This is a genomic window from Companilactobacillus suantsaicola (assembly GCF_004745525.1).
GTDB lineage: Bacteria > Bacillota > Bacilli > Lactobacillales > Lactobacillaceae > Companilactobacillus > Companilactobacillus suantsaicola.
The window spans coordinates 1-11,334 of the sequence record NZ_RKLY01000046.1 but is presented as its reverse complement, the minus strand read 5'-3'; the positions used below and the strand labels follow the sequence as shown (position 1 = coordinate 11,334).

At 41.0% G+C, this 11,334-nt stretch carries 11 protein-coding genes; 6 read left to right on the top strand and 5 right to left on the bottom strand.

Going from position 1 to position 11,334, the window contains the following annotated elements; all coding sequences use genetic code 11:
* Nucleotides 1-60 precede the first annotated feature (60 nt).
* The 3 genes from EGT49_RS11920 to EGT49_RS11910 form a co-directional block, all read right to left on the bottom strand.
* On the bottom strand, nt 61-291 hold the full coding sequence (locus EGT49_RS11920) for a hypothetical protein (RefSeq protein ID WP_135374600.1): 231 nt from the start codon (nt 289-291) through the stop codon (nt 61-63).
* 9 nt (nt 292-300) lie between these two features.
* Nucleotides 301-1,083 carry a hypothetical protein gene (locus EGT49_RS11915; RefSeq protein WP_135374599.1) on the bottom strand — a complete coding sequence of 261 codons (783 nt, stop codon included), beginning with the start codon at nt 1,081-1,083 and terminating at the stop codon, nt 301-303.
* A gap of 84 nt (nt 1,084-1,167) precedes the next feature.
* Nucleotides 1,168-2,007 carry an alpha/beta fold hydrolase gene (locus tag EGT49_RS11910; protein ID WP_135374598.1) on the bottom strand — a complete coding sequence of 280 codons (840 nt, stop codon included), beginning with the start codon at nt 2,005-2,007 and terminating at the stop codon, nt 1,168-1,170.
* A gap of 181 nt (nt 2,008-2,188) precedes the next feature.
* On the opposite strand from EGT49_RS11910, the gene EGT49_RS11905 reads away from it, so the two are divergent.
* Nucleotides 2,189-2,893: a glucosamine-6-phosphate deaminase gene (locus tag EGT49_RS11905; RefSeq protein ID WP_135374597.1), complete on the top strand. Its 705-nt coding sequence runs from the start codon at nt 2,189-2,191 to the stop codon at nt 2,891-2,893.
* Between the two features lie 102 nt (nt 2,894-2,995).
* Here the strand turns inward: EGT49_RS11905 and EGT49_RS11900 are convergent, their stop codons facing one another.
* On the bottom strand, nt 2,996-3,205 hold the full coding sequence (locus EGT49_RS11900) for a DUF3923 family protein (RefSeq protein ID WP_135374596.1): 210 nt from the start codon (nt 3,203-3,205) through the stop codon (nt 2,996-2,998).
* A gap of 554 nt (nt 3,206-3,759) precedes the next feature.
* On the opposite strand from EGT49_RS11900, the gene EGT49_RS11890 reads away from it, so the two are divergent.
* From EGT49_RS11890 to EGT49_RS11875, 4 genes are read left to right on the top strand one after another with little or no spacing between them, the layout of a single operon-like run.
* The gene (locus EGT49_RS11890; RefSeq protein WP_135374595.1) at nt 3,760-4,857 is read left to right on the top strand and encodes an ABC transporter ATP-binding protein; all 1,098 of its coding nucleotides are present in this window, start codon (nt 3,760-3,762) and stop codon (nt 4,855-4,857) included.
* A gap of 12 nt (nt 4,858-4,869) precedes the next feature.
* The gene (locus EGT49_RS11885; protein ID WP_135374594.1) at nt 4,870-5,703 is read left to right on the top strand and encodes an ABC transporter permease; all 834 of its coding nucleotides are present in this window, start codon (nt 4,870-4,872) and stop codon (nt 5,701-5,703) included.
* On the top strand, nt 5,700-6,515 hold the full coding sequence (locus EGT49_RS11880) for an ABC transporter permease (protein WP_135374593.1): 816 nt from the start codon (nt 5,700-5,702) through the stop codon (nt 6,513-6,515). Before EGT49_RS11885 ends, EGT49_RS11880 begins: the two co-directional genes overlap by 4 nt.
* Entirely contained in the window at nt 6,512-7,582 is a 1,071-nt protein-coding gene (locus tag EGT49_RS11875) for an ABC transporter substrate-binding protein (RefSeq protein ID WP_135374592.1), read from the top strand. Before EGT49_RS11880 ends, EGT49_RS11875 begins: the two co-directional genes overlap by 4 nt.
* 39 nt (nt 7,583-7,621) lie before the next feature.
* Here EGT49_RS11875 and EGT49_RS11870 read toward each other — a convergent pair whose 3' ends face one another.
* Nucleotides 7,622-9,355: a 1-deoxy-D-xylulose-5-phosphate synthase gene (locus EGT49_RS11870; RefSeq protein ID WP_135374591.1), complete on the bottom strand. Its 1,734-nt coding sequence runs from the start codon at nt 9,353-9,355 to the stop codon at nt 7,622-7,624.
* A gap of 148 nt (nt 9,356-9,503) precedes the next feature.
* Between EGT49_RS11870 and EGT49_RS11865 the strand changes: the two genes are divergently transcribed.
* Nucleotides 9,504-10,871 (top strand): amino acid permease, encoded by a 1,368-nt coding sequence (locus EGT49_RS11865; RefSeq protein WP_135374590.1) that lies wholly within the window; start codon nt 9,504-9,506, stop codon nt 10,869-10,871.
* The last annotated feature ends 463 nt before the right edge of the window (nt 10,872-11,334 follow it).

Sequence of the window (11,334 nt, the reverse complement as noted above, 5' to 3'; positions counted from 1 at the left end):
CGTTCAATCGTCTGTCCGTTCGAGGACTCGAGAACGCAAAAATAGAAATTGGATTAGCTCTTATGAGTAATAATCTAGCAAAGTTGGCAAGATTATTATCATATCCAACTGAATACCAATAATAAAAAGATAGCCACTAAATAACATAATATAACGACAAATTTTACCAATCTTAACTTGTCTAGGCGAAGATCCTTTAGGAATATCCATCATCACATAAACAATCCAACTCCAAATCAACATTGCGACAACTATGACAATCAGACCATAATAATACTCGATAAAAGCCATCTTTACCTCCTAATTTGAGGGATCATTTCTCCCATAATAATATCCTTCGTTGAATCCGGCATCATAAGAATCACTGATTTCTGGCTGATAAGGACCACGACCCTTTTTCTTCGTCATCGTATAAATAATTGCCACAATAATTTGTGTGAGAAAGATTCCCATAATCAAATACTTGGTAAAAATTTTATAGAGATCTTCATAACTCAAATTGTGCAATCGTTTTTTACTTCTCGCCACCTTTTTTAATTCCGGTGTCATCTCATCTGCCACCTCAAGCGCCACATCAATTTTTCTCGAAGCATTACTGTGTTCAATTTTAAAATTATATCCCGAACGATAACCCGAGTAGCCATAATCCGTCAAAAAAGACGAAGCCTGCCCACTAGGGTAAAACCACAATAAATTATTTTGTAGATCAACAATTAAAAAATTGCTGCCAGAACCCCATCTTTTAGAAAAGCTCGCTGAATGGCCTTCTGAACTGCCTAACCACAGCGAACGATTCTTATTCAAAAAATTAAATCCGGTATTTAAATTAATCTGGTCCTCGTCAGGGTTTTCAGTAAAATGCCTTTTAATAATCAAATTGAGTGATTGCGGGTGCGGCCCAACGTTCAAACCACGATTGATTTTCACTAATTTATCGTATTGACCGTTGGTGATATACTCTTTGTCCTGATAAACAAATTTTCCCGTATTCGGACCACTAGAAACATCCGCCAAAACTGTCTGCCTTGCACAAATAATTCCAAAAATCATTGCCAAAAAATAAAGCCATCGCCGTTTTTTCATCACGCCCTCCTTGACCTAACTATAACTACAAATGGAGGCTTTTTCAAAACAAAAAACACCCCAATTTGGAGTGTTTTTTTAGTATTATTCTTCTTCAGTTTTAACCGTAGATTCGTCAAAATCAATGATACTTTCAGCAATAACTTGTGGTTGTTCCAACATTGCCAAATGACCGGCGTCATCAACGTCTTCAATCGTCAAATCAGGCACCCGACCGATTGTGGCTTTAGCATCCTTGATACCAGCTTCCGTTAAAATTTGGTCATCCCTAGAATATAGCGCTAGTGTAGGAATCTTGATTTTACGCAAGCGCTTGTTCAAGAATTTTTCGCGCAAGTATTCTGAAGACATCCCTTGCAACTTTTTCTCAACCTTGCGATCGACTAAATTGGCTGCTTCATCGACAATTTTCGGATCTGCCAGAGTTTTCTTGTCAAAATCTTTGGCAAAATACAAATTGGACTTAACTGGAGATTTTGCCAACTTACCTAACAACGGAATATTGGCAACTCGTGAACTAGCATCCATTTCAGCGTACTTGTCAGTGGCCGGCGTGTTCAAAAGGATTAGTTTTGAGACCGTAAAACCACGCAATTCAGCCATATTTACCGCAATGAGTCCACCAACACCGTAACCAAAGATAATCAATTGGTTAGTGATCTTCCAGCGAGCGATTGCTTCGAGCATATTCCAAGCTTGAGAGTCGATCGTATAGTGGCCACCTTTGACCTTAGAAGACTTGCCTTGCCCCAATAGATCGAGCGCTATAACGGTGTATTTGTCTTTTAAATAGGGGATCATTTCATTGAAATACTCAATTGAACCGTTGATACCAGGTAGTAAGACAATAATCTTTTCACTGTTAACTGATCCAACTAGATTTGTGTTGACGTTACCCTCGGATGTAGATAATATTTTTTCCAAATTATTCTGCCTCTTTAGTTTTATCTCTATACTAAAAAATATACCTAAGTTGTGAAGATTTTGCATGGTTTATAGAAAATTTCTATTATTTTTTATTTTATTAATCAAATAGATTGACAATCCCCTTAAAATGAATTAAATTGGACTAGACCAGATAAATAGAGATGGGAGATTTTTGAAGATGAATATAATTAAAGTTAAGAATACCGAAATGGGCGGTAAAGAAGCTTTTAAACTTGTTAAAGAGGACCTTGAAAATGGTGCTAAAGTTCTTGGTTTAGCTACTGGTAGTAGCCCAATCACCCTTTACAACGAAATGACAAGCAGTGACCTTGATTTTTCTAACATCACATCAGTTAACTTGGATGAATACGTGGGATTAGATGCTGATAACGAACAAAGTTACCACTACTTCATGAAGGATCACCTATTCAACAAGAAACCTTTCAAGAATTCATACGTTCCTGATGGTTCAAATCCTGACGCTGAAGCTGCTACAAAAGAATACGACAAGATCATTGAAGAAAATCCTATCGACCTACAAATTCTAGGTATTGGTAGAAATGGACACATTGGTTTCAACGAACCAGGTTCACCATTTGACGGTACAACTAGAAAAGTTGGTCTAACAGAATCAACCATCGAAGCTAACACACGTTTCTTCGAAGATGAAAAAGACGTACCACGTTTTGCTTACTCAATGGGTATCGGCTCAATCATGAAAGCTAAGAAGATCATTCTGCTAGCTTACGGTGAAGCTAAGGCTGACGCCATTGCCGCAACTGTTGACGGTCCTGTTACAGAAGACTGCCCAGCAAGCGCTTTGCAAAACCACCCAGATGTAACAATCATCGTTGATGACGCTGCTGCATCAAAATTAAAGTAATCTATTAATTCGTAGTCCTAATTAATTTTAGGGCTATTTTTTTTGTAAAAAAAATAATGCAACGAATTGCATTATCAATCTTTATACCGATGTCCACTTACTTCATTTTCTAATAAAATGCAGTATTACCAGTTGTAATACAATAACAATCAAAAAAGCAACCGATATAACGGCAATATTCACCATTTTTATTGGATTGTTTTGTACCACTCCCGCTGCATCAACTCGTCTAAAATATAAGAATAATGCCGTAAAAATATATAATAACAGCCAAAAGGCATTAACCGCCCACCATACTTTTATTTTTTTCATAATTCCCCCCCATTCCCTAATATTCCTACTTTGCTAAGCTTATCACATCTTTTTAAGCACAAAACACAATAAACTTTCGAATATTTGAAATTCTCAAAATATCAGATAAGTGTACAATTTAGAAAAACGTTTAAAAGAATGATGAATTAAAGTAGTTGAATGTTGTAAGGTAGACATAGACGTGAATGCGCCTACATGATCGGTTTCGACGCCTTAATTATGATGATATGAGTAAGCTCATGTCTTTTTTTATACAATAAGACCCCAACACGTCGGATTTTATTTATAATATCCATCTTTTAACTTTTAGTCGTTTAACCAAACTAACGGGGCATCACCAGCGATTTTTAGCTTGCCCCAGCGTCATTTTCCTCTATAATTAAAGCTCGGTACTAAACTTACAGCCTGGCACTGCACCGCCGTGCGGCTGCCGGCAACACCCTTTATTATCACGCGACCCAGACGCACCAAGTTCGTAATGCTGGTCAAACACCCTGTACGTTTACTCTGGTTACCAACGCGTCTTATTTGTAAATCACAAGGAGGTCCTTTTCTTGGCCATTAATACCCAACCGATTGTTCGGTTAAAAAATGTTTGTAAAAGTTACGGGGACACTCAGATCCTCAAAAATATCAATTTAGAACTCGAAGCCGGTAAATTTTACACGTTACTGGGGCCTTCCGGTTGTGGTAAAACGACCATCTTACGGACAATTGCCGGCTTTACCGACGTCACGACCGGTGACGTCGAATTCGACGGTCAAGTCGTTAACGACCTTCCCGCCAACCAACGTCAAGTCAATACCGTCTTCCAAGACTACGCGCTGTTCCCACACCTAAACGTCGCAGAAAACGTCGCGTTCGGATTAAAACTTAATAAACTTTCCAAAACTGAAATTGATAAAAGGGTCAGCGAGGCTCTCGCAATGGTTCAACTCGCCGACTTCGGTGACCGTGAAATCAGTGAACTTTCTGGTGGTCAACAACAACGGGTTGCAATTGCAAGAGCCTTAGTCATGCGGCCAAAAGTCCTGTTACTGGACGAACCATTATCTGCCCTAGACGCCAAGTTACGAAAAGATATGCAGTACGAACTGCGCGAATTACAACAAAGTCTTGGGATTACCTTCCTGTTCGTGACCCACGATCAGGAAGAAGCCCTGGCCATGAGTGACGAAATTTTTGTCATGCGCGCTGGTGAAATCTTACAAGGTGGTTCACCAGTCGATATTTACGACGAACCAATCAACCACTTCGTCGCCAACTTCATCGGTGAAAGTAATATCATCCCTGGCAAAATGCTTCAGGACTTCCAAGTTGAGTTCGTGGGCAAGTCCTTTGAATGTGCCGACGCCGGTATCCCGCCTAACGAAGCCGTTGAAGTAGTCTTGCGACCCGAAGACTTGGACATCGTGGCAGCCGCTCAAGGTAAACTCGTGGTCACCGTTGATTCCCAACTATTCCGCGGCAACTATTTTGAAATTGTCGCTTACGATACTGACGGCAACGAGTGGCTGGTCCACTCAACTAACCCAGCGGATGAAGGTGAACCGATCGGATTGACTTTTGACCCACAAGACATCCATGTCATGCGCCTTAACGAAACCGAAGCGGCCTTCGACGCCCGCTTGGAAAAATACGAAGATGATTAGGAGGGATTGCATATGCAACGTAAACAACGGTTAAGTCGGCAAATAGCCTACTTTATTCCCTACATACTTTGGATCGGCTTGTTCGTGATTGCGCCGGTAGTCCTACTGGTCTACCAATCATTTTTCGACATCAACGGCCACTTTACACTAAGCAATTACCAAACTTATTTTTCGTCCAATACGTATCTGACGATGACTTTAAATTCCGTTTGGTACGCGTTTTTAATTACCTTTGCAACCCTGGTGATCAGTTACCCGACCGCCTACGTGCTAAATGCCACTAAGCATCCGCAACTCTGGTTACTACTCATCATCATGCCGACTTGGATCAACTTATTATTGAAAGCCTACGCCTTCATTGGTATTTTCAGTCAGGCGGGAATTGCCAACCAGTTTTTACACTTCATCGGCATAGCTCCACAACAAATTTTGTTCACCAAGTTTAGCTTTATTTTCGTTGCAGCTTACATTCAAATTCCGTTCATGGTCCTGCCAATTTACAACTCGATCAATGAACTGAATCCGTCCTACGTTAACGCTAGTAAAGACCTTGGGGCCACGTCCTGGCAGACTTTTAGTAAGGTCATCTTTCCACTGACCTTGCCGGGAGTCAAAGCTGGCGTCCAGGCCGTTTTCATTCCGTCATTATCACTCTTCATGTTGACGCGTTTGATTGGTGGTAACAAGGTAATCACCCTCGGGACCGCAATTGAAGAACACTTCCTAACGACTATGAACTGGGGAATGGGTTCAACTATCGGAGTAATTTTGATCATCGCGATGGTCATCATCATGAGCCTGACCGGTGGTAGTAAACGCCGAGCAAAAAGGGGGATGACGAAATGAAGATTCATAACTTTAAATGGCGCAACCTATACCTCTGGTTCGTCTTTATCGTCCTGTACGCACCAATCATCTTTTTAATCGTCTACTCGTTCAGTAAGGGCGACACGATGAACAACTTCCACGGTTTTACTTGGGCACACTACCAAGACTTATTTGCCGACAGTCGCCTGATTGCGATTTTTTTGGACACCCTACTCATTGCGTTACTTTCATCAATCCTAGCCACGATTGTTGGGACGCTCGGAGCGCTGGGAATTAGTCAAACGACCCGCGCCATCACTAAAAATACGTTACTTTCACTGAACAATATTTTAATGGTGTCACCAGACGTTATTATCGGGGCCAGTTTTTTAATCTTCTTCACGGCGCTTAAAATCCCATTAGGCTTCGGTTCGGTTTTACTCAGTCACATCGCCTTCTCGATTCCTATCGTCGTTTTGATGGTCCTACCAAAAGTTCAGGAAATGAGTCGGAGTTTGTTAGACGCGGCCGCCGATCTTGGGGCCAACAGTTGGCAATTATTGAGCCAGGTCACAATTCCATACATCATGCCAGGCATCCTTTCTGGTTTCTTCATGGCACTGACCTACTCACTCGACGACTTCGCAGTCACCTTCTTCGTCACTGGGAACGGCTTTTCGACCCTATCCGTTGAAATTTACTCGCGGGCGCGTCAAGGCATTAACTTGGAAATCAACGCGCTGTCTGGTCTCATGTTCCTAATGGCGTTAATTCTAGTTATCGGCTACTACTTCATTAACCAATACAGTAGCCGGCACCGGCATGCTAATACGAGGGGGCACCGCAAATGAAAAAGCTACTAAGTATCATCGTCGCCTTATTCGCAGTGTGTGGCCTATTGGCGTTCGGCGCTAACCAGCTGCAATCCACTTCCGGCAGTACTGGCAAAAAGGTGTTGAATTTATATACTTGGGGCGACTATATCGACCCTAGTCTTTTGACTAAATTTCAAAAACAAACCGGCTACCACGTCAACGTAGAAACATTCGACAGCAACGAAGCCATGTTCACTAAAATCAAACAGGGCGGGACTAGTTACGACTTAACAGTGCCGAGTGACTATATGATCGAAAAAATGAAAAAAGCCAACTTGTTATTACCACTCGATAAGAAACGCCTAACCGGTATGGCTAACTACGACAGTCGCTTCATGAACCTTAACTTCGATAAACATAATCGCTACTCAGTGCCCTACTTCTGGGGGACGCTCGGAATCATTTACAACGATAAGTTCGTCAAACCGGGTAGTATTAATCACTGGAACGACCTTTGGCAACCCCAGTACCGTGATAAAATTATGCTGATTGACAGTGCCCGCGATGTAATGGGTTTTTCACTCGCATCGATGAACAAATCGATGAATACGACCAACCCAGCGACCCTTTTGGCAGCCCGCAATAAGTTAAATCAATTATCGCCTAATGTTAAGGCAATCGTCGCTGACGAAATTAAAATGTACATGATTCAAAACGAAGCCGCCATCGCCGTCGACTGGTCCGGTGAGGCCAGTGAAATGCTGGATGAAAACAAGCACTTACACTACGTTGTGCCTTCAGAAGGTAGTAATCTCTGGTTCGACAACCTAGTCATTCCGAAAACAGCCAAGCACTTCGACGCCATTTACGCCTTCTTAAACTTCATGAGTGAACCAAAAAATGCAGCAAAAAACGCGGAATACATTGGTTACGCAACACCCAATAAGAAGGCCAAAGCGTTATTGCCAAAAGCCATTCGAAACGACCGCCAGTTTTATCCGGACGATCAAACAATTCGCCACTTACAAATTTATAAGGACCTCGCACCAGCTAAGGTCGGGTTATATAACGACCGTTACCTAGAATTTAAATTGCATCATTAATACACGAAAAAAACCTGGAACTTGTCCAGGTTTTTTTTGTTATACATTAGCGTTAATTTCCATTACGATTTGTTCTGGTGTTAATTTAAATTCATGCCACAATTCATCCGTAGTTTCACGATCATTGAATCGTTTTGCGGCACCGAAATTCAAAGTATGAACGTCAGTATTGCCATAGAAACGACTGACTTTTTCACCAAAGCCGCCACTTAAACTAGCTTCTTCAAGCGTGACCACTAGTTGATGGTCTTTCTCTAAACTAGTCAAAGTTGCTTCATCTAGTTTGGAGATATCACGTGGATCGATTATTGTGGCTTCAAAATCTAAATCGTTTTGAACTTCTTGAGCTAGTGGCAACAAGCTACCAACGCTTAGAATAGCAACCTTTTGACCCTTTTGTAAGACATTCATCTTATGAGCATCAAAATCAGTAAGTTCACTTGAATGAACGCCATTACTTGGAACTCTGATTGCAACTGGTCCGTTATTTTGGTGCAAAGCATAATGCATCATGGCTTGTAATTCTTCTTTAGTTGTTGGAGCCAAATAAGTCAATCCAGGAATGTTACTCAACATAGCAATATCGAAAATTCCTTGGTGAGTTGGATCTCCGGCACTGATGCTGCCACCAGAAACCATGATCGTCACTGGCAATTTATTGATACCTAAATCATGTGACAATTGGTCATAAGCTCTTTGCAAGAAAGTTCCTGACTCAAAGGCGATTGGATGCATTCCCATCTTAGCTTGACCGGCTGCTAACGTAATTGATTCTTGTTCAGCAATGCCGACATCAAAGTAATTTTTAGGATGCTTTTTCCCAAAACGCTTCAAGTCATAACCGCCAGGAATTGCCGCCGTGATAGCTGTAATTGGTGTACCTGCTGAAAATTCTTTTTCCAATTGGTTGTGAATGACGTCAGTGTAAGTTTCACCAGTGACTGGATGCAAAGTTTTTCCGGTAGCTAAATCAAATGGTACATGCCAGTGGAAAGCTTCCTTGTGATCGACAGCTGGTTGGTAACCGTGACCCTTTTCAGTATGAACGTGCAAGACGATTGGATGGTCGATATCCTTAATTTCCTTGAACGTGTCCAGCATTGTTGCAATATCATTACCATTTTCAACATAACGATAATCAAGCCCCATGGCTTTAAAGAGATTGTGGGAACTTTGACCGTTAGTGTCACGCAATTCTTTTAGTCCTTCATAGATACCACCGTGATCTTCAGCGATAGCCATTTCATTATCATTGACCAAAATAATCAAATTAGACTTCAAAGTAGCAGCGATGTTCAAACCTTCTAAAGCTAGACCTCCAGAAAGTGAACCATCCCCGATAACTGCCATCACGTTACCGCTCTTACCTTGTAAATCTCTGGCACTAGCCATCCCAGTTGCTAGTGCGATAGAAGTTGAGGTATGACCGATGTTGAAGTAGTCATGTGGACTTTCTTCTGGTTCTGTATAGCCACTGACATCGTCAAAATGGTCCTTACTCAACCAAGCTTCTTTACGACCAGTCAAAATCTTATGAGTATATGATTGGTGTGATACGTCCCAAACTACTTTGTCAGTTGGTGAATTAAAGATGGTGTGAAAGGCAATCGTTAGTTCAACGACACCTAAGTTTGGTCCAACGTGGCCGCCGGTTTGGCTAACTTTATTCAAAAGAACTTGGCGGATTTCTTTAGCTAATTGTGTCAACTGTTCGCGTGACAGTTTTTTCAAATCAGCTGGTTGATCAATTGTATTTAAAATTGGTGTATTCATTACTTTCTCCCCCTCGATGTAAAATATCAATGATTTCATCTTAGACCCTCGAGCTAACTTTAGGTCAAGAACTTTTCGAAGATTATTGACAAATTATCTTGCCAACAAGTAATCTAAGTAAGTTGTACTTATATATAGGTGGTCTCTTATGAAAGAAAAATTATTTAAAAAAGCCGACTACAAGCAATTTGTGGCCGGTGATGCTCATTTTGAAAAAGTCTTAACTAAAGGCAATCTGATTTCAATGGGAATCGGTGCCTTCATCGGGACGGGAATTTTCATTCTACCCGGTATCGTCGCTTACGGAACAGCCGGACCGGGAATCACGATTTCCTTTATTCTGGCGGCCATTGTCTGTGTCTTAACAGCGATGTGTTTTGCGGAATTATCTTCCACTTTTCCAGTCGCTGGCAGTACTTATTCATACGGCAGTATTATTTTTGGTCAATTTCCTGGTTGGTTGATCGGCTGGGCGCTATGTTTAGAATACGTTTTAGGTGTCTCAGCGGTCTCATCTGGCTTTTCAGCGTATTTTGTCAGTCTCTTCAAAGGATTAGGTGTCATTTTACCAAAAGCCATCACAGGACCATTTTCACCCAGTAACGGAACTTTTATCAATTTGCCATCCGTGATCGTTTTAATTTTGATTTATCTACTATTAAGACAAGGAATTCAAGCTTCTGCTCGCATGAACACGGTAATGGTATTCGTCAAAATTGCCGTTGTCTTAACTTTTATCGTCATCGGACTCTTCTACATCAAGCCAGAAAATTACCATCCCTATTTTCCAATGGGTGGCATGGGCGTTGTAAAAGGAGCGGCCTTAGTATTTTTTGCTTACTTAGGATTCGACGTTATTCCTTCATCCGCTCCTGAAGTAAAGAATCCGCAAAAAAACATCCCCATCAGTATCATGGTTTCACTAGCAATCTGTGCGATCTTGTACGTCATTTTGTCGGCTGTCCTTACCGGAATGGTCAATTACAAAAATTTGAACGTTTCCGATCCAGTCGTCTATGCCTTGCAACAAGTAGGACTTAGTAAAGTGACCTTCCTGATCAGTATCGGAGCGCTCGCCGGCATGTTCACGATGATGCTCAATACCGTTTATGGCGGTTCACGTTTGATTTATGCCTTAGGCCGTGACGCCATGATTCCTAAAGCCTTTGGAAAAATTGATTCCAAAGCAAAAATGCCAATCCTGTCACTCAATGCAATTTCTCTTCTAGCAATCTTGTTAGGTGGATTCGTCTCGCTACAAGAATTAACCAGTTTAGTCAATATCGGTACGTTATTGTCCTTTGTCTTCGTCGCCTTAGGTATCATCCGCTTGAGACATCGCAGTGACGTTCCTAAGAGTGATTTCAAAGTTCCACTTTATCCTTGGCTACCAGCAATTTCAGCCATCTTATGTGTGATTTTAATGACTCAAGTCAGCATCAATTCCTGGATAACATTTATCTTCTGGATTTTGTTAGGAGTAATTATTTACTTTATGTATGGGTATAGAAAATAGTCTGCGGTTTTGTGAAGTATGCCGCTCTCCACAAAAAACGCGATTGGGACTGGAACGCTGCCGGCACAACTTTGAGCTTTTTCAAGCCCGGAAAAATCTCAAAGATTGGCCTTTTCCTAATCGCTAAAGCGATAAGGAAAATTTGGCGGCTGAGCCCAATCGCGTTTTTTGTTCCGAGCTAAATCCTGGTTCTATGGTTTATTTTTTTCTAATGATTTAGGGATAGTTCTTCTATTCAAACTTTCTGATTAATTTGAAAATAGCAAAAAAAAACAGCGTCTATTCATAATTACGTTTGATTTTACGTATATGAATGGATGCTGTTTTTTTAATTGTTTAAAAATAGGCGAATTTTATAATCAAGTTAGCCACCTTAAGAAAAACTAAATAAAAAAACACCAAGACGTAAAAATCAGTTATCATTGGAGTTCCGACACTAACAATGAAAGAGGTTTTTCGTCTT